The sequence below is a fragment of the Microvirga flocculans ATCC BAA-817 genome (assembly GCF_000518665.1).
Lineage (GTDB): Bacteria > Pseudomonadota > Alphaproteobacteria > Rhizobiales > Beijerinckiaceae > Microvirga > Microvirga flocculans.
Genome location: NZ_JAEA01000007.1, coordinates 132,315 through 152,496 on the forward strand (window position 1 = coordinate 132,315; position 20,182 = coordinate 152,496).

Below are 20,182 nucleotides of genomic sequence, written 5' to 3' on the forward strand. Positions count from 1 at the left end.
GCCATGGATGTGATCATCTACCACAATCCCGAATGCGGGACCTCGCGCAACGCCCTGGCGATGATCCGCAATGCCGGGGTCGAGCCGCATATCATCGAGTATCTCAAGTGCCCGCCGACGCGCCTGCTCCTGCGCCAGCTCATCGGGCGCATGGGGCTTTCCGTGCGCGACGTAATCCGCGAGAAGGGAACGCCTTACCAGGAGCTCGGGCTCGGCGATCCAGGCTTGAGCGACGACCAGCTCCTCGACGCCATGATGGCGCACCCGGTGCTGATCAACCGGCCTATCGTGGTCACCCCGCTCGGCGTCAGACTCTGCCGGCCTTCCGAAATGGTGCTCGACATCCTGCCGCCGCAGCAGGGCGAGTTCGTCAAGGAAGACGGAGAGCCGGTCGTGGATGCGTCCGGCCGCCGGGTCGGGATCGCTTGAGGCCGTTTTCATTCGACGAGACAGAGTTCGAAACTGCAATCGGGGCTCGCCGACGGCCAGTGAATTTCGGCTTGCCTGGAGGCCAATAATTCCATATTTCTAGAAATATGGAATCAGAGACAGCCATCCAGACTCTTGCCGCCTTGGCCCAACCGACCCGCCTCGACGTGTTCCGCCTGCTTGTCCGCCGAGAGCCGGCCGGGATGCCTGCTGGCGATATCGCCCGTGAGCTGGCGGTGCCCGCCAACACCATGTCGGCGCATCTCGCGGTTCTGACGCGGGCTGAACTGGTCCGCTCGGAGCGTCGCGGCCGGTCCATCGTCTATCGCGCGGACCTGGACCATGTCCGCTCCCTCGCGACGTTTATCCTGAGGGATTGCTGCGGCGGCAGGCCGGAGGTCTGCGCGCCGCTCATTGCCGACCTCACTCCCTGCTGTCCACCGAAGGAATCCGCTCATGGCTGAGCCGATCTACAACGTCCTGTTCCTCTGCACGGGCAACACGGCCCGCTCGATCCTGGCGGAGGGGATCCTGCGCAAGGATGGGGAAGGGCGCTTCCGCGCCTTCTCTGCGGGCAGCCAGCCGAAGGGAAGGGTCAATCCCTTCGCCCTGAAGGTACTCGATGCCTATGGCTATCCCTCCCAAGGGTATCGCTCGAAGAGCTGGGACGAGTTCACGCGACCGGATGCCCCGCAGATGGATTTCATCTTCACGGTCTGCGATTCCGCCGCGGGCGAATCCTGCCCCATCTGGCCGGGGCATCCGGCGACCGCCCATTGGGGCGTCGAAGACCCTGCCGCCGTCGAAGGGCCGGATATCGAGAAGGAAAAGGCCTTCGTGCAGGCCTTCAAGTATCTTCACAACCGCATCGAGCTGTTCCTGAACCTGCCTTTGAGCCAGCTCGATTCCGTATCGCTCCACCACAAGCTTCGCGAGATCGGGCGGATCGAGGGCGCGACATCACTGCAACTCGATCATTCCTGACGTCTGCTCCGAGAACGGTCATGTCCATCTTCGAACGCTACCTGACCCTTTGGGTCGCGCTCTGCATCGTCGCAGGGATCGCCCTCGGGCATATGATGCCTGGCGTGTTCCAGGTCATCGGCGGGGTCGAGTTCGCTCGGGTCAACCTGCCGGTCGCCGTGCTGATCTGGCTCATGATCGTGCCCATGCTGGTGAAGATCGATTTCGCGGCCTTGGGCGAGGTACGCCGGCACTGGCGCGGCATCGGCATCACGCTCTTCATCAACTGGGCCGTGAAGCCGTTCTCCATGGCAGCGTTGGGATGGTTCTTTGTGGGATACCTGTTCCGGTCCTATCTGCCGGAAGGCGAGATCGCCTCCTATATCGCCGGCCTCATCCTTCTGGCGGCCGCGCCCTGCACGGCCATGGTGTTCGTCTGGAGCAACCTGACCAAGGGCGAGCCGCATTTCACGCTCTCCCAGGTCGCGCTCAACGACACGATCATGGTCTTCGCCTTCGCGCCCATCGTCGGCCTGCTCCTTGGCATCTCCGCCATCGCGGTGCCGTGGGACACGCTGGTTCTGTCGGTCGTGCTCTACATCGTCCTGCCCGTGATCGCCGCGCAGGCGCTGCGGCGTTTCGTGCTGGCGAGGGGCGGGGAGGCCGCTCTCGGACATCTGCTGCGTATGCTCCAGCCCTTGTCGCTCGTGGCGCTGCTGGCGACCCTGGTGCTGCTCTTCGGCTTCCAGGGCGAGCAGATCCTGGCGCAGCCGCTCGTCATCGCGATCCTCGCCGTGCCCATTCTGATCCAGGTCTATTTCAATGCCGGGTTTGCCTATCTGCTCAACCGCATCGCGGGCGAGAAGCATTGCGTCGCCGGCCCATCAGCGCTGATCGGCGCGAGCAACTTCTTCGAGCTGGCGGTCGCCGCCGCCATCAGCCTCTTCGGTTTCCATTCGGGTGCGGCGCTCGCCACCGTCGTGGGCGTCCTGATCGAGGTCCCGGTGATGCTCTCGGTGGTGAAGATCGTCAATGCCAGTCAGGGCTGGTACGAGCGGACACGTGTTCGATCCGAAGCTCGCGCGACGGCGGAATAAAAAAGGAAGGCCCCGTGGCCTTCCTTTTATTTGTTATGTATCCATCTTCAGCGCGGCGATGAAGGCTTCCTGCGGGATGTCGACCTTGCCGTACTGGCGCATCCGCTTCTTGCCTTCCTTCTGCTTGTCGAGCAGCTTGCGCTTGCGGGAGGCATCGCCGCCGTAGCACTTGGCCGTCACGTCCTTGCGGAGCGCCCGGATGGTTTCGCGGGCGATGATCTTGCCGCCGATGGCCGCTTGCACGGGGATCTGGAACATGTGCGGCGGGATCAGCTCTTTGAGCTTCTCGCACATGGCGCGGCCGCGGCCTTCGGCGCGGGCGCGGTGCACCAGCATCGAGAGCGCGTCCACCGGCTCGCCGTTGACGAGCACGGACATCTTCACGAGGTCGCCCTCGCGGTAGTCGGAGATGTGGTAGTCGAACGAGGCGTAACCCTTCGAGACCGATTTCAGGCGGTCGTAGAAGTCGAACACCACCTCGTTGAGCGGCAGGTCGTAGACCACCATGGCGCGCTTGCCGACATAGTTGAGATCGATCTGCACGCCGCGGCGATCCTGGCAGAGTTTCAGCACGGAGCCGAGATAGTCGTCGGGGGTGAGGATCGTCGCGCGAATCCAAGGCTCCTCGATGGCCTCGATCTGCATCACGTCCGGCATGTCGGCCGGATTGTGAAGCTCCTTGATCGAGCCGTCGCGCATGCGCAGGTGATACACCACGGAGGGCGCGGTGGAGATGAGGTCGAGGTTGAACTCGCGCTCCAGGCGCTCCTGGATGATTTCGAGATGCAGGAGGCCGAGGAAGCCGCAGCGGAAACCGAAGCCGAGCGCGGCTGAGGTCTCCATCTCGTAGGTAAAGCTCGCGTCGTTCAGGCGAAGCTTGCCCATGGCCGCGCGCAGGTTCTCGAAGTCGGCAGCATCCACGGGGAAGAGGCCGCAGAACACCACCGGCTGCACGGGCTTGAAGCCGGGAAGCGCTTCGGCCGTGGGCTTGCGGTCGTCGGTGATGGTGTCGCCGACGCGGGTATCGGCCACTTCCTTGATCGATGCGGTGAGGAACCCGACCTCGCCGGGGCCGAGCACCTCGACGTCGGTCATCTTGGGGCGGAACACGCCGACCTTGTCGACCCCGTAAGTGGCGCCGGTTCCCATCATCTTGATGGTCTGGCCCTTTTTCAGGGTGCCGTCGATGATGCGCACGAGCACGACGACGCCGAGATAGGCGTCGTACCAGGAATCGACGAGCATCGCCTTGAGCGGCGCTTCCTTGTCGCCCTTGGGCGGCGGCAGCTTCTTGACGATGGCCTCCAGCACGCCCTCGATATTGAGGCCGGTCTTGGCCGAGATCGGCACGGCTTCCGACGCGTCGATGCCAATCACCTCTTCGATCTGCTCCTTGATCCGGTCCGGATCCGCGGCGGGCAGGTCGATCTTGTTGAGGACCGGCACGATCTCGTGGTTGGCGTCGATGGCTTGGTAGACGTTGGCGAGCGTCTGCGCCTCCACGCCCTGCGAGGCGTCGACCACCAGGAGCGAGCCTTCGCAGGCGGCCAGCGAGCGGGAGACCTCGTAGGCGAAGTCCACGTGGCCGGGTGTGTCCATCAGGTTCAGGATATAGGTCTTGCCGTCTTCAGCCTTGTATTCCAGGCGGACGGTCTGCGCCTTGATGGTGATGCCGCGCTCGCGCTCGATATCCATGTTGTCGAGCACCTGCTCCGTCATCTCGCGGGCCGAGAGCGCCCCCGTGGTCTGGATCAGGCGGTCGGCGAGCGTCGACTTGCCGTGGTCGATATGGGCCACGATGGAGAAGTTGCGGATGTTGTCGAAGGTGCGTGCGGTCATAATACTGCAAATATAAGAATGTTCAGGCCGCAATAGCAGGGGCGGCCCCCAAAGCCAAGGGAGGCCGGTGTCGCTGGAGCTCAGCCTGAAGGTCTATCCAGGTCCGGCCAAGGTTCAGGCGGGGTCAGGCACGCGTTCTCCCTCACGGAGGTAGGCTTCCGCTCTCCAAGCGCTGGGCGAGGTGCCCGTGACGCGACGGAACTCCCGGTTGAAGTTCGACTTCGTCTGGAACCCCGCCTTGAACATGATCGCGGTGACGGGTTCGGCCGTCTCAGACAAAAGGCGGCAGGCCTCCGCGATCCGATGGTCGTTGATGTATTGCGAGACGTTCTGGCCCTTGACCCGGTTGATGGCTGTGGAAATCCGACGGGCGGGTATCCGGGTCTTGCGGGCGAGGCGCTCCAGGTTCAGGTCGAGATCCTCAAAGAGACGTTTTGTCTGCATGGCGTCGTCGAGCTGCGCGACAATATCCACGTTCTCCTGGGCTGGACCCTCCGACTCGATGGTCAGGTCCTGCTCGGATTCCGGCTCGGCGGGACCTCGCCCGGCCACGGCGGCCGCCGCTCCCAAAATCAGAAGAAACAGCACATTGGCGATCCCAACGATCAGGCCCGCATAGGATGCGTTGCCCGAATTCATGGTAATCGAGATCGCGATTTCGAGAAGAGCTGACAGGATCATGGTGGCCGCCGTTGCCCAGAGCGCACCATAGGTCGAAAGCACCTGCTCGAAGGAGGATCGGCTCAATGCGTCGGGGCCTCTCAGAGCAAGTCGGGTCAAGGCAGCTCCATAGCCCAAGAACGTCCCGATCAGCATGAGATCGATTCCGTCTGGCCACAGGACGCTCAGGGTAATGACGGCCAGGGCGGGAACGCCGTGGACCCAGATTGGGAACTGCCCCCGGCCTTTCTCTTGTGCCGCGAGCACGCGGAAACAAAGCCAAGCCAGGGCCGCGATGAGCGCCGCCAGGACGGACTGGATCGGCAGAAGCCAGGTCATCCCGTAGCTCCAGCGCAGCCCGACGAGAACGGATTGCAGGACATGAAACCCGAGGAGAAGCACGAACGGGAGGTTCAGGGGGGCCTCGTGGCGTCGACTCAACATCTGCCCCAACAGAAGAAGCAAGATGAGGGCGACGACGAAGGGCAAGGGCAGGGAAATCATGGGAGGGCCGTCTTTCTGACGCTCCTTATGACCTAAAACGCGTTTCAGGACGACCTTGATCGCGATCCAGGTCGCTGGCGGCTCCGAACGATGCAGTTTCAGGCCGTCCGCCAATGGGGCGGAGAACTTTGAAAGCGCAATCATGAAACCTGTCGTTCTTTCTGTTGGCCTATGCTTTCTCGGTGCTATCCAGGGCGCCGAGGCTGCGGAGCCGGTCGGCTACCATGCTTTTTCCGTTCACGCTCCGGAGCGTGGAGCGGATCTCCCCGTTTCGGTCTGGTATCCTGCGGCTGAGGGCGGAAAACCCATGCTCGTTGGAGACAGCACGCTCTTCAGGGGCACAGCCGCGCGCGGCGACGCGCCATTCGCCGAGGGGCGTTTCCCGCTCGTGCTGCTCTCGCACGGTTCCGGCGGCAATGCACCTGGCCTCGGCTGGCTGGCATCGCGCCTGGCGGCGGAGGGGTTCGTAGTCGCGGCTCCCAACCATCCCGGCAGCACCACTGGCAATGCATCGCAGATCGCCACCATCAAGATCTGGAACCGTCCTGCCGACATCTCGGCTGTCATCACGGCCGTCGTGGCGGACAAGAGACTCGGCTCCCGGATCGATGGGAACAGAATCGGCGTGCTTGGCTTCTCCCTCGGTGGAAACACGGCTCTTTCCCTTGTGGGGGCGCGGGCCGATGCCGAGGCCTATTCCCGCTATTGCGAGGGGAGCGCTGCCGGTCCCGAATGTGCATGGTTCGTCAGAGGCGGAGTGAGCTTCAAGGCTTTGGACAAGGAACGCTTCAACCGTTCCAATCTCGACGGACGCATCAAGGCGGCCGTTGTGATCGATCCGGCCATGGCGCAGGCCTACCAGCCTGAGAGCCTGGCCAAGGTTGCGGTCCCGACGCATATCATCAACCTCGGGCGTCCAGGCTGGATCATTCCCGCCATCGAGGGCTCAAAGCTTGCGCGAGCCATTCCTGGCGCCGGATATGATACAGTCTCCGATGCAACGCATTATTCTTTCCTGGGCGAGTGCAAGCCTGAAGGTCCGGCCATACTGAAGGCTGAAGGAGATGAAGATCCTTTATGCGAGGACGGAGGTTCCCGTCCCCGCGCTGCCATCCACGCGCAGTTGGTGAACATGATCGTGGGCTTCTTTAGGCGCCAGTTGCAAGTCGGGCATTAAACCCGGTCCTCAACGCCCTTTCTCCAGGATCCGGGAGATCACCTTGGCCGTGTAATCGACCATCGGCACGATGCGGGCATAGTTCAGCCGGGTCGGGCCGATCACCCCGAGCACGCCCACGATCTTCTGGCTGCCGTCGCGGAAGGGGGCGGCGATCATCGAGGAGCCGGAGAGGGAGAACAGCTTGTTCTCCGACCCGATGAAGATGCGCACGCCTTCCCCGCCCTCGGCGCGGCTCAACAGGTCGATCACGTCGGTCTGCGTTTCGAGGTCGGAGAAGAGCAGGCGGATCCGCTCCAGGTCCTCCGCCGCCTTCAGGTCGTCGAGCAGGTTGGCCTGCCCGCGCACGATCAGCTGGCGGGTTTCAGCCGAGCCCACGGTGGTCGCGAGCCCCGCCTCCACGAGTCGGGCCGTGAGAGCATCGAGCTCGCGCTCCATCTCCTCGCGGCGGGTGACGATCTCGCGCGTCAGGTCGCCCAGGGTCTTGCCCTGGATGCGGGCGTTCAGAAAATTCCCGGCCTCCACCAGGGCGCCGGCCGGCAGGCCGGCGGGGAGGTCGAGGAGGCGGTTTTCCACCGAGCCGTCCTCGGAAACGAGCACTACGAGGGCGCGGGTGGGGTCGAGTCGCACGAATTCGATATGCTTGAGGCGCGCATTGGACTTCGAGGTCACGACCACGCCCGCCCCGCGCGAAACGCCCGAGAGCAGGGCCGAGGCCTCGGCGAGGGCCGTTTCCAGGGTGTGGCCCGAGGCGGCCGCCCGCATCTGCGCCTCGATGCGCGAGCGCTCGTCGGCGGTCACGTCGCCGATTTCAAGCATGGCGTCCACGAAGAAGCGCAGGCCCGTTTCCGTCGGCAGGCGGCCTGCGCTGGTATGGGGCGCGAAGATCAGGCCCGCCGCCTCCAGGTCCGCCATGACGTTGCGGATCGAAGCGGGGGAGAGGGGCATCGGCAGGATGCGCGAGAGATGGCGCGAGCCCACGGGCTCGCCGGTCATCAGGTAGCTTTCGACGATCTGGCGGAAAATCTCGCGGGAACGGTCGTTCAGCTCCGCGATGGCGCGGGTTTCCGACAGAGGGGAGAAAGGACCGGTTGCGTGCATGCGATGGGTTCTACGCTTTCACAATTCGACCCTGCAAGTCCGCATTATGTGCGGTTTGAGGAGCCGTTAGGCAAGGCTTGACCCTTGCGCAAACCGCCCCGGCGCTTCAAACAGGCGGGAATCGGAAGATTGTGAGGAGAATCCCCCATGCGCCCGTCCAACCGCGCCCCCGACGAACTGCGTCCCGTCACCCTGGAGCGGGGCGTCGCGCGCTATGCGGAGGGCTCCTGCCTCGTATCCTTCGGCAACACGAAGGTGATCTGCACCGCGTCGCTCGAGGAAAAGGGGCCGCCGTGGCTGCGCGGCACAGGCCGCGGCTGGGTGACGGCGGAGTATTCCATGCTGCCCCGCGCCACCCACGAGCGCACTAGGCGCGAGGTCAATTCCGGCAAGCCCTCGGGCCGCACGCAGGAGATTCAGCGCCTCATCGGGCGCTCCCTGCGCGCGGTCGTCAACCTGCCCGCCATCGGCGAGCGGCAGATCGTCGTCGATTGCGACGTGATCCAGGCCGACGGCGGCACCCGCACAGCCTCCATCACCGGAGCCTGGGTGGCCCTGCACGATTGCTTCGCATGGATGCAGAACCGCTCGATCATCTCGATCAATCCCCTGCGCGAGCCCGTCGCCGCCGTGTCCTGCGGCATCTATCAGGGCAAGCCCGTGCTCGACCTCGACTATGCCGAGGATTCCGCCGCCGAGACGGACGCCAATTTCGTCATGACCGGCTCCGGCGGCATCGTCGAGGTGCAAGGCACGGCGGAAGGCAAGCCGTTCTCCGAGGACGAGTTCCTGAACCTCCTGCGCCTCGCCAAGGCCGGCGTGGCGCAGCTCGTGGATCTCCAGAAGAAGGCCGTGGCGTGATGATGCACCGCCCTCTGACCGGCAAGGTCGTCATCGCCACCCACAATGCGGGAAAGCTGCGCGAGATGCGGGAATTGCTGGCCCCGTTCGGCGTCGAGGCCGTGTCGGCGGGCGAGCTCGGCCTGCCTGTGCCCGACGAGACGGGCCACATGTTCGCCGAGAACGCGGCTATCAAGGCCCATGCGGCGGCGAAGGCCACGGGCCTGCCGGCGCTGTCCGACGATTCAGGGCTCTGCGTTCACGCCCTCGATGGCGCGCCGGGCCTGTTCACGGCCGACTGGGCCGGTCCGGCGCGGGATTTTTATGCCGCCATGGAGCGGGTGAAGCGCGAGCTCGACAAGCGCGAGGCGACGGATCGTCGGGCTCATTTCGTCTCCGCTCTCGTCATTGCCTGGCCCGATGGGCACGAGGAGCTGTTCGAGGGGCGCGTCTTCGGCCAGGTGGTCTGGCCGCCGCGCGGCGACAAGGGGTTCGGCTACGACCCGATGTTCCAGCCGGACGGCTTCGCCGAGACCTTCGGTGAGATTTCTTCGGAGGAGAAGCACGGCATCGACTGGTCGAAGCCCGAGCCCTCGGGGCTCTCCCACCGGGCGCAGGCCTTCGTGAAGCTGGCGGCGGGATGCCTGCAAAGGGCCTAAGAGCACGAAGCGCCCGGGAAGGGCGCTTCGCTTGAGTTGCTGATCAGACGTTCGTCGGGCCGTTGCCGCGGCGCTTGGCCATGAAGGCGTCGAATTCCTCGCGGTCCTTGGCCCGTTTCAGCTCCTCGACGAAGTCGCGGAAGGCGCGGACCTCCTCGTCGAGCTTGCGGCGCTCTTCCTCTAGGCGTTCCAGCTCGCTGCGGCGATATTCGTCGAAGGCCGCGTTGCCGGTGCTGGCAAAGCCTCCGAAGCCTGCGGGACCGCGTGCGGCGAAGAAATCGTCCTTGGCGCGGCCGAAGGTGTCACGGAGATAGGCCTTGGCCTCGTCGTAGTTCGGATATCCACACATTTTCCACACCAGATAGGCCAGCGCGAGCGGCCAGACGAAGATGAAGCCCAGGATGATGCCGGCGATCTCCAGACCGCGGCCGGGCTTGCGCCCGCAGCGGCGGTGAGCGCCCTGATTCCAGGGGCCCTGATGCGGGCCCGCATTCCAGGCGGCGGAGGCAGTATCAGACATCGAGAAGGGTCCTATGTTAATGCTAACAACATTAACATGCGTATCGATTTTGGCGCTTTCAAGGGATCGGGTCCGAAAATCGGATGATGCGTTGGAGAGGGGCTAAGGCTTGCCCTTGAGGGCGCCATGGACCAGGGCGAGGACGCCGGCGCGCAGGAGCTCGTACTTGTCGGGCAGGCCGGGGCCCTTCGGCAGCTGGCCGGCTGCGTCGAGAGTGGCGATGCCGTGGGACAGCGCCCAGACCTCGATGGCGATGAAGCGGACATCGACGTTCTGGAAGCCCTCCGGGAACGTGTCGCTGACGGCCTTGACCAGGAAGTCGAAGGCGTTGCCCGAAGCTTTTCCCCCGTTCTCCACAGCCTTCGCCCAGAACGGGCTGCAGGCCTCGCCCTCGGCAGGCTTGGCCGAGAACATGGCGGCGTAGAAGCCCGGCTCCTGCTCGGCAAAGGCCAGATAGGCCTCCCCCATCCGGGTGAAGCGTTCGAGCGCCGTGCCCTCGCTCTGGAGCGCCCGGCCGAGGCGTTTGGCCAGCTCGTCGTAGCCGCGGAACGCCACCTCCGCCACCAGGGCGTCCCGGCCCCGGAAATGGCGGTAGAGCGCGGCCGGGGTCACGCCCACGAGCTTGGCTGCGTCGGCCAGCGTGAAACCGCCGATTCCCCGCTCGGCGATGAAGCGCTGTGCCGCCTCGATCAGCGCCTCCTTTAGATTGCCGTGGTGATAGCCCTGCCGGTCGAACGGGCCGCGCCAATGCCGCATGATGGGTTCCTGTGTTCCTGCATCAATCTTAAGTCTCTGCCGCCGCAGAGGCTAGGGCGGAGGCTCATGAAGGGTGAACAACCGCCCGGGCAAACGGTTCGGAAAAGTTTATGCGCATTCTTTCTCCTTCCTCACGCGGGGAGAGAGGCGCAGGCCATCTTCAGGTCGCGACACCGCCACCCGTGACGTTCGGCCTCCGACCTGCCATATACGCCCCATGATCGATCATCCGACGCGCGACGTGGGCTTTGGCGTCTATGTCCATTGGCCCTTCTGCGCCTCCAAATGTCCTTATTGCGACTTCAACAGCCATGTCCGCCACCAGCCGGTGGATCAGGAGCGGTTTCTCGCTGCCTTCCGGCGCGAGATCGCCCATACGGCGTCGCGCATTCCGGGTCGGACGGTCACGAGCATCTTTTTCGGCGGCGGCACGCCCTCGCTCATGAAGCCGGAAACCGTCGGCGCGATCCTCGACGCCATCGGCGGTGCATGGGCCATCGATTCCCATGCCGAGGTGACCCTCGAAGCCAACCCGACGAGCGTCGAAGCGGAGCGCTTCCGCGGTTACCGCACGGCCGGCATCAACCGGGTGTCCCTCGGCGTGCAGGCTCTCAACGATCCTGACCTCAAGCGCCTCGGCCGCATGCATTCGGTCGAGGAGGCGCTGGCGGCCGTATCGATCGCGGCCTCCATCTTCGAGCGCTATTCCTTCGACCTCATCTATGCTCGCCCGGGCCAGACACCCCAGGCCTGGGGCGCCGAGCTGGAACAGGCCATTTCCCATGCGGTCGAGCATCTCTCGCTCTACCAGCTCACCATCGAGCCCGGCACCTGGTTCCAGCGTCTCTACGATGCGGGCAAGATCACGGTGCCGGACGAGGAGACGGGCCGCGCGCTCTACGACATCACGCAGGAGGTCTGCGAGAAGCACGGGCTTCCTGCCTATGAAATCTCGAATCACGCCAGGCCCGGCGCGGAATCGCGCCACAACCTCCTCTACTGGCGCTACGGTGAATATGCCGGCATCGGCCCCGGCGCTCACGGACGTCTCGTCACCGGCAATGCGCGGCTCGCCACCGCGACGGAGAAGCATCCCGAAACATGGCTGGACCGCGTGGAACGCGAAGGCCACGGCGTGATCGACGAGGAGGTGCTGACCTCCGAGGCGGAGGGCGACGAGTTCCTGCTGATGGGGCTGCGTCTCAAGGAGGGCGTGGATGCGCGCCGTTTCGAGGCCTTCACGGGCCGAACGCTCAATCCGCGGCGGCTGCGGATTCTGGAGGAGGAAGGCCTGATCCGCCTCGACGGCTCGCGCCTGGCGGTGACGCCGAAGGGGTTTCCGGTTCTCAATGCGGTGATCGCGGAACTCGCAGCCTAGTTCCAGGCTGTCTCTGTGGCACTGTTCAGCAGAGGCCGGAATTGTTGGACGAGAATAGCGCCATCCGACTTTTCTCCCTGAAAATCTAGGGCTTGCCCGCGACCTGTCTTGTAGCACGCGGGCTCTCCTCCCCCTTGTGGGGAGGAGTTGGAGGTGGGGGGTGAGCGCCATGCTGGTCCAGTTCAGCGCCGACACCCCCCACCCTGGCCCTCCCCACAAGGGGGAGGGAAACACGCACTCTATGATGGCGCAGCGCTTAGCGCTTCACCTTGCTCTCGATTACGTCCCACACCGTCGCCGACAGATCCGGCCCGCCGAGGCGCTTGATGGCGCGCAGGCCCGTGGGCGCCGTCACGTTGATCTCGGTGAGGTTGCCGTCGATCACGTCGATGCCGACGAGGATGAGCCCCATGCGCTTGAGGTCCGGGCCGATGGTCTCGCAGATCTCGCGCTCGCGGGGCGTGAGGTCGGTGGGCTTCGCGGCGCCCCCGCGCACCATGTAGGAACGGATGTCGTTGGCCGCTGGAACGCGGTTGATCGCACCCGCCGCCTCGCCGTCGATGAGGATGATGCGCTTGTCGCCTTCCGTGATCCTCGGCAGGAACCGCTGGATCACCCAGGGCTCGCGGAAGAGGTTGGCGAAAAGATCGTAGAGCGAGCCGAAATTGGGATCCTCGCGCCCGACCTTGAACACGCTCGCGCCGCCATGGCCATAGAGCGGCTTCATGACGACGTCGCCGTGCTCGCGGCGGAACTCCTCGATTTCCTGCTTGTCGCGGGAAATGAGCGTCGGCGGCATCAGGTGCGGGAAATGCGTGACGAAGATCTTTTCCGGCGCGTTGCGCACATGCGAGGGATCGTTGACCACGAGAGTCTTGGGGTGGATGCGCTCCAGGAAATGCGTGGCGGTGATGTAGGCCAGATCGAAGGGCGGGTCCTGGCGCATGAGCACCGCGTCGACGGTCGAGAGGTCGACTCGCTCGGGCGTGCCCAGGGTGAAATGGTCGCCCTCCACGTCGCGCACCTCGATGGGTTCGGCCATGGCGATCACGGCGCCGTCGCGCAGCGACAGGCGGTCGGGCGTGTAATGCAGGACCCGGTGTCCACGCCGCTGGGCTTCGAGCAGCAGCGCGAAGCCGGTGTCGCCCGCGATCTTGATGCTGCGGATGTGGTCCATCTGGAACGCGACGGTGAGGGTCATGCGTCAGGCCTCCTTGGGAAGCAGGGTTATTGTGCCAAAAAGGCGGGATGGCAACTCCGAAGCCACGCGGAGCGAACGAAAAGCGGGGGATGCGTGTTATCGAACGGCTCCGCTTGCCGCGGCCCCTTGCAGTTCCCCTCAAGCTTCTCCATGTGACCGAGCATGTCCCGCCGCGCCCTTCTCATCGTCAACGCCAAGAGCCGCAGCGGCGCCGCCCAACGCGATATCGCCATCGAGCGCCTGAGAGGCCACGGCATCGAGCCTTTCCCCTTGGAATGCAGCCGCCGTGAGGATCTTTCTCCCCTCATCGTCGAGAATGCCGAGGGCATGGATTGCGCCATCGTCGGCGGGGGGGGACGGCACCCTCAATGCGGCGGCCTTCGGCGTGATCGAGGCAGGGCTGCCGCTCGGCATTCTGCCGCTCGGCACGGCCAACGATCTTGCGCGCACCCTCCACATCCCCTTCGATCTCGACGGCGCGGCCCAGGTCATCGCCGATGGCCATACCCGCAGGATCGACCTCGGCATCGTCAATGGCGAACCCTTCTTCAACGTGGCGAGCCTCGGCCTCTCGGCGGAGCTTGCCCAGAAGCTGACGCGGGACATCAAGCGACGCTGGGGCCGCCTCGGCTATGCGCTCGTGGCCTTGAAGGTCCTGGCCCAGGCAAGGCCTTTCCGGGCGACGATCACGAGCGAAACGGAATCCGTGCGCGTGCGGACGCTTCAGATCGCGGTCGGCAACGGGCGTTTCTACGGCGGCGGCAACGCTGTCGAGAAGGATGCCGCCATCGACGATCAGCACCTCGACCTCTACAGCCTCGAGCTGGAGCGGGCCTGGAAGCTCGCCCTCATGGCGCGCTCCTTCCGCTATGGCCAGCACGGAGCCTGGGAGGAGGTGAGGGCGGTGCGGGCGAAGGAATTCGACATCCGCACCCGCAGGCCCAGGCCCATCAATGCGGATGGCGAGATCGTGACGCAGACGCCCGCTCACTTCTCCATCAGGCCCGCCGCCGTGACGGTGTTCGCGCCGAAGTAACAGAGCCGCCGTATCTTCAGCCCATCTCCAACTCGAATGCCGACACGATATGCCGCGGCCACGTCTTGGGTGCGATGAACACCGCGTCGGCGCGCCATGTCTTGTTCACGGCCCAGTCATTGCGCGAAAGCCAGGCCCTCACGGCGCGGGAGAAGCGACGGCGTTTTGCTGCCGTGATGGCGGAGAGCGCATCGTCCATCAGCCCGCGCGCCTTCACCTCGACGAAGGCGATGGTGTCGCCGCGCATGACGATGAGGTCGATCTCGCCGCCGGAGGCCGCATAGCGGCGCGCGAGGGGACGGTAGCCTTTGGCGAGCAGGAACAGAAGCGCGACCCACTCGGCATGGTGCCCTCGCAGGAACGTCGCTCTGCGTCGCTCGAGGGCGGTCTTCATGCATCCCGTTTCGCGAGTTCGAGTGCGCGGGCATACACCTCGCGCTTGGGCAGGCCGAGGTCTGCCGCCACCAGTGCCGCGGCGTCCTTGATCGAGTGGTTCTTGAGTGCGGCTTCCAGCTTGCCGTCGAGGGCCGCGTCGGCCTCGGCCGCGTGCATCGCCTTCGTCGCTTCGCCGATCAGGACCACGATCTCGCCTTTCGGCGGGCCTTCCTCCGCGAATTGCCGGGCGAGTTCGGGGAGCGTGCCGCGCCGGATCGTCTCGAACATCTTGGTGAGCTCGCGCGCCACAACGGCCTGCCGCTCGCCCAGCACGTCGGCGGCATCGGCCAGCATCTCGGGCAGCCGGTGCGGGCCCTCGAAGAGCATGAGCGTGCCGGGGATGGAGCCGATCTCGGCAAGTCGCGCCCGTCGCGCCGCGCTCTTGGGCGGCAGAAAGCCCTCGAAGAAGAAACGGTCGGTGGGCAGGCCCGACGCCACGAGCGCGGTGAGCACGGCGGAGGGGCCGGGAATCGGGGTAACCGGCAGTCCTTCCTCGATGGCCGACTGGACGAGCTTGTAGCCTGGGTCCGAGACCAGCGGCGTCCCAGCATCCGACACCAGGGCCAGCGCCTGCCCCTCCCTTATGCGGTGAACCATGCGCTCGCGCACGGCATCGTTGGAATGCTCGTGATAGGCCACGAGCGGCGTGGTGATGCCGTAATGGGCAAGCAGGGTCTTCGTCACCCGCGTATCCTCGGCCAGGATCGCATCCGCCGCCGCGAGTACGCTCAGGGCCCGGAAGGACACGTCCTGCAGGTTGCCGATGGGGGTCGCGACCACATAGAGGCCGGGCGAGAGGGGCTTGGCTTCGGCGGCGAGGCCGAAGGCGGTGAAGGTCGCCACCCGCTCGGTGGGTTCGCGCCGCTTGGTCCGGTTGTCGATTCTCTGAGTCATGTCCTGTCACTGTCGCATGAAGCGGAGCCGTCGCGAAAGCCGGAGCGGGCGCCCAATCCTGCATGAGAAACAATGTTTACTTTTTGCTGCCACCTTTTCCCCGGCAAGCAAAGCTGTTTCCAGAGGGGGCGGAGATGGCGCATGGATCGTTTGGAAGGGCGGGAAGCCTTTTGAGCCGGGCCGCATGGACCGGCGTTCTGGCTGTGTCGCTGGCCCTGTCCGGCTGCATCGGCTCGGGAAGCCTGATGCCGCCGAGCCGGACGGGCGAGCCGCGCGCTCCCGCCGTCGAGCCTGTTTACGCTGCCGGCGTCGTGCCGCCGGATGGCGCCACCATCGGCTCCGGTCCCGTCAAGGTCGGCCTCATCCTGCCCATGACCGCTCCGGGGCAGGGGGCAGTGGTGGCGCAGAGCATGCGCAATGCTGCCGAAATGGCGCTCGGCGAGTTTCAGGGTTCGGGAATCACCCTCCTCGTGAAGGACGATCGCGGCACGCCCGAGGGAGCGCAGGCCGCCGCCCAGCAGGCTCTCGCCGAGGGGGCCGAGCTCATCATCGGCCCGCTCTTCGCCGGTTCCGTCCAGGCGGCCGGGCAGGCGGCGCGCCCTGTGGGTAAACCTGTCATCGGCTTTTCCACGGATGCGAGCGTCGCCACGCGCGGCGTCTATCTCCTGAGCTTCCTCTTGCAGGAAGAGGTCGACCGCATCGTTTCTTTCGCCGCGACCCAGGGCCGGCGGTCCGTCGCAGCCCTGATCCCGGAGACGACCTATGGCCGCGTGGCCGAGGCGCGTTTCCAGCAGGCGGCGGCGCAGCAGGGCATCCGCATCGTCGCGCTCGAACATTACCCGCCAGCGCAGCCCCAGGCGGCCATGCAGCGCCTTGCTCCCGTGATCGGGGGCCCTGCGCCCCAGGCCGATGCGCTGTTCGTTCCCGACAACGGCGATGGGCTGCCCGCCGTAGCCCAGGCCCTGCAGATGGCGGGGTTCGACCCGATTCGGGTCAAGCCGCTCGGCACCGGCGTGTGGGACGAGCCGCGCGTTCTGAGCCTGTCGGCCTTGCAGGGCGGCTGGTTCGCGGCGCCTGACAATCGCGGCTTCAATGCCTTCGCCGAGCGCTACCGGGCGCGCTTCAACACCGATCCGATCAGGCTTGCGACCCTGTCCTACGATGCGGTGACGCTGGCGGCGGCGCTGGCGCGGATGCAGGGCGTGCAGGGGTTCAGCGATGCGGCGCTCACGAACCCGTCCGGATTCGCCGGGGCCGACGGCGTGTTCCGCTTCAACCCCGACGGCACCAACAACCGCGCGCTGACCGTTCAGGAAATCCGCAACGGCACCGCAATCCTGGTCAGCGGCGCACCGAGAACGCTCGTGGCAGGCAACTGACCGCAAGGCTATTTTCGCGTCAGCGTCGCGCTCAAATCCGGCTTGTTGTTGAGGGTCTGGAAGACGACGCAGTAACGCTCGGTGAGCTTGAGCAGCTGGTCGATCTTTTCCTGCGGCGCATCCGTGTCGACCTCGAAGGAAAGGCGGATGTTCTTGAAGCCCACGGGCGCCGTCTTGTCGACGCCGAGCGTGCCGCGGAAGTCGAGATCGCCTTCCGCCTTCACGGCGCCGTGGCGCAGGTCGATCTCGAGCGCGGTCGCGACCGCCTTCAAGGTCACGCCCGCGCAGGCCACGAGCGCCTCGAGCAGCATGTCGCCCGAGCACAATTCCGCGCCGGAGCCGCCGGTGGCCGGATGAAGGCCCGCGACCGCGAGCGCGCGCCCGGTCTCGACCTTGCAGGCGATGTGCTGGTCGTCGAGCGTGCCTTGCGCCTTCAAGGTGATGACGGCGGAATTCGGATCGCTGCGGTATTGATCCTTCAACGGCGCCTGGAGAGAGCGAAGGGCGGTCGCATCCATGATGATGTCCTTGTGGTTCCTACCACCACAGCGCGGCGGCCTGGCGGTCGCGTTCGCGCTGCGGCTGCTCTTGCGGAGCTTTGAGGGAATGGTCCAGGGCCGTCAAGATGCGGCGCACGGAACTCTCGAAGGGCAGTCCCGTCCTGTCGCGCGGGCGCGCGAGCGTCAGCGGCAACTCATCGAAGATGCGTCCCGGCTTCGGCTGCATGACGACGGCGCGATCCGCAAGCGTCACCGCCTCCTGCACATCGTGGGTGACGAGCACGACGGTGGGGCGCGTCTCCTCCCACAGTCCGAGCAGATGCTCGTGCAGGCTCGCGCGGGTGAAGGCATCGAGGGCGGAGAACGGTTCGTCGAGGAGAAGCACCTTCGGGTTGGTCACGAAGGCGCGCGCGATCGATACGCGCTGTTGCTGGCCGCCCGAAAGATCGCGCGGCCAGCGGTTCGCATGTTCTGACAGGCCGATCTTTTCGAGCGCATGCGACACGCGTGCGTTCTTCTCGGCGGCGCTCACACCGTCGAGGCCGAAGGCGATGTTCTCAAAAACCGTGAGCCACGGCAGAAGGCGCGGCTCCTGGAACACGATGCCCACGGCCGGATGCGGCCCCGAGAGAACCTCGCCATCGAGGCGGATACGCCCGGCGCTTTCCCGGTCGAGGCCGGCTATGAGGCGTAGAAGCGTGGTCTTGCCGCAGCCCGAGCCACCGATCAGCGCGACGATCTCGCCTTCATGCACCGTGAGAGTGATGTCGGAAAGCGCGCGCGTGCCGTCGGCATAGGTCTTGGAGAGATGTTTGAGGGACAGCATCACAGTCTCTCCCGCACGGTGTCCTGCCAGCGCACGAGCGGCATGGAGGCCACGACGAGCAGGCTGTCGGCGATCTTGCCCAGAAGCGCGAAGGCGATGATGGCCGCTACGATCTGGTCGGGCTTTCCCATCTGCTGTCCGTCGACGAGCAGATAGCCGAGACCCTCGGACGCGCCCATGAATTCTGCGGCGACCACGAACATGAAGCCGAGCCCCAGGCCCGAGCGCAGCGCGATCACGGCTTCGGGCAGAACGGCGGGCAGCAGGATGCGCCGCGCAAGCTGGAGGCGCGAGAGGCGAAACACGTGGCCGACCTCCACGAGCTTGCGGTCTAGGGAAAGAATCGCGCCCGCGATGCCGAGATAGACAGGAAAGAACACGCCCACCGCAATGAGCGCCACTTTCGAGGCCTCGAAGATCCCGAGCCACAGGATGAACAGCGGCACCCAGGCGATGGAGGGAATGGCGCGCAGCGCCTGAAGGGTGGGATCGAGAAATTGCCTGATCGTGCGGCTCGACCCTGAGAGCGTGCCCAGCACGATGCCGGCCACTGCGCCGATGGCGAAGCCGGTCAGAACGCGCCAGAGCGTCATCCAGCTATGGGCCCACAATTCGCCGGTCTTGGCCAGCGCCTCGAGCGTCGCGAGGATGCGGCTCGGCGGAGGAATGAGCCGGCCTTGGGAAAGGCCGAAATAAACGGCGGCTTCCCAGAGAAGCGCGATGGCAATGGGCAATAAAAAGCCGAGAAGGATGCGCCCGTCGAAGGCGCGTCGCTTCTCGGCAAAGTCAGGGGCCGCGAGAGCGGCGGCACCCTCTTGGGAGGACCAGGCGACAGTTTCAGCGTTGCCTGACACGGCGCTCTCCCGTGACGACGTCATCAGCGCGATGCGGTGGCGAAGCGGCGGTCGATGAGAGCATCGACGGCGGCCTGCACATTCGCCTCTGCGGGCACGACACCGGCCTGCTGGAGCGCGAGCCCCGCAGCGAGGATCGTGTCGGCCTGCGGCTGGCCGATGGTGGAATGGGTAAGTTCCGTGCGCTGCAGCTGGCGCTCGATCACAGCATCCGACAGCTTGGTGTAAGTGATCAGGATCTTCTTCAGCTCCGTCGGATTGGCAAGGGCATATTGCCGGGCTTGCTCATAGGCTTTGAGGACACGCTCGACGAGGGCTGGGTTATCCTTGGCGAAGGACTCGGAGACGTTCAGCACGCCCCAGGTATTGGCGGCTGCGTTGCGGAAGAAGAGCTGGGCGCCGCTTTCCACCTCGGCTGCGGCCATCAACGGATCGAGCCCGGCCCAGGCATCCACGTCGCCGCGCTCGAGGGCCGTGCGACCGTCCGGGTGCTGGAGAAGAACGAGTTTCACGTCCTTCTCGGTCAGCTTGGCGTCCTGCAGGGCGCGCACGAGGAAGATGTGCGGATCGGTGCCGCGGGTCACGGCCACGCGCTTGCCCTTCAGGTCTTCGACCTTGGCAATGCCCGTGTCCTTGCGGGTAACGAGCGCCGTCCATTCGGGACGCGAATAGACATAGATCGACTTGATCGGGTTGCCGTTGATCCTGGCGATCAGCGCGGCGGCTCCGGCTGTCGAGCCGAAGTCGATCGAGCCGGCATTGAGGAATTCGAGCGCCTTGTTGGAACCGAGCGACTGCACCCAGCGCACGCCGATATTGTCCTTGGCGAGTTCCCTTTCGAGGAAGCCCTGCTCCTTCAGGACGAGACTGACCGGATTGTAGGTGGCGAAGTCGATACGGACCTCCTTCACCTGGGCCGAGGCCGTGCCGGAGGCAAGGCCGGTTGCAAGGGAGGCTGCGAGGAAAAGACGTCGGGTCAGGCTCATCGTTTCGGTCCCCTGTCTGGCGCATGGGGCCTTGTCCGAGGCACCCGCGCTTTAGCTGCACTTGTTTCGCGCCCGCAAGCTGCATGCTCAAATCGGCGCGTGTTCCTTATATGGAACGGTTTGTACTTTATGTCAAACGATATTTCTT

22 protein-coding genes are annotated in these 20,182 nt (G+C 65.3%); 10 read left to right on the plus strand and 12 right to left on the minus strand.

Annotated features, from left to right (window positions below):
* Positions 1 to 3 precede the first annotated feature (3 nt).
* The 4 genes from arsC to arsB all read left to right on the plus strand — a co-directional run bounded on the left by arsC (position 4) and on the right by arsB (position 2,489).
* Positions 4 to 429 (plus strand): arsenate reductase (glutaredoxin), encoded by a 426-nt coding sequence (gene arsC / locus L879_RS0108985; RefSeq protein ID WP_027315809.1) that lies wholly within the window; start codon positions 4 to 6, stop codon positions 427 to 429.
* Between the two features lie 107 nt (positions 430 to 536).
* Complete coding sequence (locus tag L879_RS0108990) at positions 537 to 893, plus strand: ArsR/SmtB family transcription factor (protein ID WP_027315810.1); 357 nt, start codon at positions 537 to 539, stop codon at positions 891 to 893.
* Positions 886 to 1,413 (plus strand): arsenate reductase ArsC, encoded by a 528-nt coding sequence (locus tag L879_RS0108995; RefSeq protein ID WP_027315811.1) that lies wholly within the window; start codon positions 886 to 888, stop codon positions 1,411 to 1,413. Before L879_RS0108990 ends, L879_RS0108995 begins: the two co-directional genes overlap by 8 nt.
* Positions 1,414 to 1,433: 20 nt before the next feature.
* Complete coding sequence (gene arsB, locus L879_RS0109000) at positions 1,434 to 2,489, plus strand: ACR3 family arsenite efflux transporter (RefSeq protein ID WP_027315812.1); 1,056 nt, start codon at positions 1,434 to 1,436, stop codon at positions 2,487 to 2,489.
* A gap of 33 nt (positions 2,490 to 2,522) precedes the next feature.
* On the opposite strand, the gene lepA is transcribed toward arsB, so the two are convergent.
* Complete coding sequence (gene lepA, locus L879_RS0109005; protein ID WP_027315813.1) at positions 2,523 to 4,328, minus strand: translation elongation factor 4; 1,806 nt, start codon at positions 4,326 to 4,328, stop codon at positions 2,523 to 2,525.
* Between the two features lie 114 nt (positions 4,329 to 4,442).
* Positions 4,443 to 5,492: a helix-turn-helix domain-containing protein gene (locus L879_RS0109010; RefSeq protein WP_027315814.1), complete on the minus strand. Its 1,050-nt coding sequence runs from the start codon at positions 5,490 to 5,492 to the stop codon at positions 4,443 to 4,445.
* Between the two features lie 142 nt (positions 5,493 to 5,634).
* Here L879_RS0109010 and L879_RS0109015 point away from each other — a divergent pair, with 142 nt between their 5' ends.
* Entirely contained in the window at positions 5,635 to 6,669 is a 1,035-nt protein-coding gene (locus L879_RS0109015) for an alpha/beta hydrolase family protein (protein WP_027315815.1), read from the plus strand.
* 9 nt (positions 6,670 to 6,678) lie between these two features.
* On the opposite strand, the gene hrcA is transcribed toward L879_RS0109015, so the two are convergent.
* On the minus strand, positions 6,679 to 7,770 hold the full coding sequence (gene hrcA, locus L879_RS0109020; RefSeq protein WP_027315816.1) for a heat-inducible transcriptional repressor HrcA: 1,092 nt from the start codon (positions 7,768 to 7,770) through the stop codon (positions 6,679 to 6,681).
* Positions 7,771 to 7,917: 147 nt separating this feature from the next.
* On the opposite strand from hrcA, the gene rph reads away from it, so the two are divergent.
* Together rph and L879_RS0109030 are read left to right on the plus strand one after the other, a co-directional pair.
* The gene (gene rph / locus L879_RS0109025) at positions 7,918 to 8,631 is read left to right on the plus strand and encodes a ribonuclease PH (RefSeq protein WP_027315817.1); all 714 of its coding nucleotides are present in this window, start codon (positions 7,918 to 7,920) and stop codon (positions 8,629 to 8,631) included.
* A 2-nt stretch (positions 8,632 to 8,633) separates the two neighbouring features.
* Entirely contained in the window at positions 8,634 to 9,269 is a 636-nt protein-coding gene (locus tag L879_RS0109030) for a non-canonical purine NTP pyrophosphatase (RefSeq protein ID WP_027315818.1), read from the plus strand.
* Between the two features lie 43 nt (positions 9,270 to 9,312).
* Here L879_RS0109030 and L879_RS0109035 read toward each other — a convergent pair whose 3' ends face one another.
* Positions 9,313 to 9,789 (minus strand): DUF2852 domain-containing protein, encoded by a 477-nt coding sequence (locus L879_RS0109035; protein ID WP_027315819.1) that lies wholly within the window; start codon positions 9,787 to 9,789, stop codon positions 9,313 to 9,315.
* A 102-nt stretch (positions 9,790 to 9,891) separates the two neighbouring features.
* Positions 9,892 to 10,545, minus strand: a complete 654-nt coding sequence (locus L879_RS0109040; protein ID WP_027315820.1) for a TetR/AcrR family transcriptional regulator — start codon at positions 10,543 to 10,545, stop codon at positions 9,892 to 9,894.
* Positions 10,546 to 10,762: 217 nt separating this feature from the next.
* On the opposite strand from L879_RS0109040, the gene hemW reads away from it, so the two are divergent.
* Positions 10,763 to 11,923, plus strand: coding sequence for a radical SAM family heme chaperone HemW (gene hemW / locus L879_RS0109045; protein ID WP_027315821.1), 1,161 nt, complete (start codon positions 10,763 to 10,765; stop codon positions 11,921 to 11,923).
* A gap of 256 nt (positions 11,924 to 12,179) precedes the next feature.
* Here hemW and gshB read toward each other — a convergent pair whose 3' ends face one another.
* A complete protein-coding gene (gene gshB, locus L879_RS0109050; protein WP_027315822.1) occupies positions 12,180 to 13,124 on the minus strand; it encodes a glutathione synthase in 945 nt (314 codons plus the stop codon).
* Positions 13,125 to 13,440: 316 nt separating this feature from the next.
* Here gshB and L879_RS21065 point away from each other — a divergent pair, with 316 nt between their 5' ends.
* On the plus strand, positions 13,441 to 14,160 hold the full coding sequence (locus L879_RS21065) for a lipid kinase (RefSeq protein ID WP_368086316.1): 720 nt from the start codon (positions 13,441 to 13,443) through the stop codon (positions 14,158 to 14,160).
* Positions 14,161 to 14,176: 16 nt separating this feature from the next.
* On the opposite strand, the gene L879_RS0109060 is transcribed toward L879_RS21065, so the two are convergent.
* Positions 14,177 to 14,554, minus strand: a complete 378-nt coding sequence (locus L879_RS0109060) for a YraN family protein (RefSeq protein ID WP_027315823.1) — start codon at positions 14,552 to 14,554, stop codon at positions 14,177 to 14,179.
* Positions 14,551 to 15,489 carry a 16S rRNA (cytidine(1402)-2'-O)-methyltransferase gene (gene rsmI / locus L879_RS0109065; protein ID WP_027315824.1) on the minus strand — a complete coding sequence of 313 codons (939 nt, stop codon included), beginning with the start codon at positions 15,487 to 15,489 and terminating at the stop codon, positions 14,551 to 14,553. The genes L879_RS0109060 and rsmI overlap by 4 nt, the downstream gene beginning before the upstream one ends.
* Before the next feature lie 170 nt (positions 15,490 to 15,659).
* Here rsmI and L879_RS0109070 point away from each other — a divergent pair, with 170 nt between their 5' ends.
* A complete protein-coding gene (locus L879_RS0109070) occupies positions 15,660 to 16,868 on the plus strand; it encodes a penicillin-binding protein activator (protein ID WP_368086317.1) in 1,209 nt (402 codons plus the stop codon).
* A gap of 8 nt (positions 16,869 to 16,876) precedes the next feature.
* On the opposite strand, the gene L879_RS0109075 is transcribed toward L879_RS0109070, so the two are convergent.
* From L879_RS0109075 to L879_RS0109090, 4 genes are read right to left on the minus strand one after another with little or no spacing between them, the layout of a single operon-like run.
* The gene (locus tag L879_RS0109075) at positions 16,877 to 17,386 is read right to left on the minus strand and encodes an OsmC family protein (protein ID WP_027315826.1); all 510 of its coding nucleotides are present in this window, start codon (positions 17,384 to 17,386) and stop codon (positions 16,877 to 16,879) included.
* 19 nt (positions 17,387 to 17,405) lie between these two features.
* A complete protein-coding gene (locus L879_RS0109080; protein ID WP_027315827.1) occupies positions 17,406 to 18,194 on the minus strand; it encodes an ABC transporter ATP-binding protein in 789 nt (262 codons plus the stop codon).
* Positions 18,194 to 19,048: an ABC transporter permease gene (locus L879_RS0109085; protein WP_027315828.1), complete on the minus strand. Its 855-nt coding sequence runs from the start codon at positions 19,046 to 19,048 to the stop codon at positions 18,194 to 18,196. The genes L879_RS0109080 and L879_RS0109085 overlap by 1 nt, the downstream gene beginning before the upstream one ends.
* A 23-nt stretch (positions 19,049 to 19,071) precedes the next feature.
* Complete coding sequence (locus tag L879_RS0109090; protein ID WP_027315829.1) at positions 19,072 to 20,034, minus strand: aliphatic sulfonate ABC transporter substrate-binding protein; 963 nt, start codon at positions 20,032 to 20,034, stop codon at positions 19,072 to 19,074.
* Positions 20,035 to 20,182 lie beyond the last annotated feature (148 nt).

What these genes read in the sequence shown, in the direction of transcription:
- hemW (WP_027315821.1), top strand. Translation starts at nt 10,763, where the DNA reads ATGATCGATCATCCGACGCGCGACGTGGGCTTTGGCGTCTATGTCCAT.
- gshB (WP_027315822.1), bottom strand. Translation starts at nt 13,124, where the DNA reads ATGACCCTCACCGTCGCGTTCCAGATGGACCACATCCGCAGCATCAAG.
- rph (WP_027315817.1), top strand. Translation starts at nt 7,918, where the DNA reads ATGCGCCCGTCCAACCGCGCCCCCGACGAACTGCGTCCCGTCACCCTG.
- L879_RS0109015 (WP_027315815.1), top strand. Translation starts at nt 5,635, where the DNA reads ATGAAACCTGTCGTTCTTTCTGTTGGCCTATGCTTTCTCGGTGCTATC.
- hrcA (WP_027315816.1), bottom strand. Translation starts at nt 7,770, where the DNA reads ATGCACGCAACCGGTCCTTTCTCCCCTCTGTCGGAAACCCGCGCCATC.
- L879_RS0109030 (WP_027315818.1), top strand. Translation starts at nt 8,634, where the DNA reads ATGCACCGCCCTCTGACCGGCAAGGTCGTCATCGCCACCCACAATGCG.
- arsB (WP_027315812.1), top strand. Translation starts at nt 1,434, where the DNA reads ATGTCCATCTTCGAACGCTACCTGACCCTTTGGGTCGCGCTCTGCATC.
- rsmI (WP_027315824.1), bottom strand. Translation starts at nt 15,489, where the DNA reads ATGACTCAGAGAATCGACAACCGGACCAAGCGGCGCGAACCCACCGAG.
- L879_RS21065 (WP_368086316.1), top strand. Translation starts at nt 13,441, where the DNA reads ATGCCGAGGGCATGGATTGCGCCATCGTCGGCGGGGGGGGACGGCACC.
- L879_RS0109060 (WP_027315823.1), bottom strand. Translation starts at nt 14,554, where the DNA reads ATGAAGACCGCCCTCGAGCGACGCAGAGCGACGTTCCTGCGAGGGCAC.
- L879_RS0109040 (WP_027315820.1), bottom strand. Translation starts at nt 10,545, where the DNA reads ATGCGGCATTGGCGCGGCCCGTTCGACCGGCAGGGCTATCACCACGGC.
- L879_RS0109010 (WP_027315814.1), bottom strand. Translation starts at nt 5,492, where the DNA reads ATGATTTCCCTGCCCTTGCCCTTCGTCGTCGCCCTCATCTTGCTTCTT.
- arsC (WP_027315809.1), top strand. Translation starts at nt 4, where the DNA reads ATGGATGTGATCATCTACCACAATCCCGAATGCGGGACCTCGCGCAAC.
- L879_RS0109090 (WP_027315829.1), bottom strand. Translation starts at nt 20,034, where the DNA reads ATGAGCCTGACCCGACGTCTTTTCCTCGCAGCCTCCCTTGCAACCGGC.
- L879_RS0108995 (WP_027315811.1), top strand. Translation starts at nt 886, where the DNA reads ATGGCTGAGCCGATCTACAACGTCCTGTTCCTCTGCACGGGCAACACG.
- L879_RS0109035 (WP_027315819.1), bottom strand. Translation starts at nt 9,789, where the DNA reads ATGTCTGATACTGCCTCCGCCGCCTGGAATGCGGGCCCGCATCAGGGC.
- L879_RS0108990 (WP_027315810.1), top strand. Translation starts at nt 537, where the DNA reads ATGGAATCAGAGACAGCCATCCAGACTCTTGCCGCCTTGGCCCAACCG.
- lepA (WP_027315813.1), bottom strand. Translation starts at nt 4,328, where the DNA reads ATGACCGCACGCACCTTCGACAACATCCGCAACTTCTCCATCGTGGCC.
- L879_RS0109080 (WP_027315827.1), bottom strand. Translation starts at nt 18,194, where the DNA reads ATGCTGTCCCTCAAACATCTCTCCAAGACCTATGCCGACGGCACGCGC.
- L879_RS0109075 (WP_027315826.1), bottom strand. Translation starts at nt 17,386, where the DNA reads ATGGATGCGACCGCCCTTCGCTCTCTCCAGGCGCCGTTGAAGGATCAA.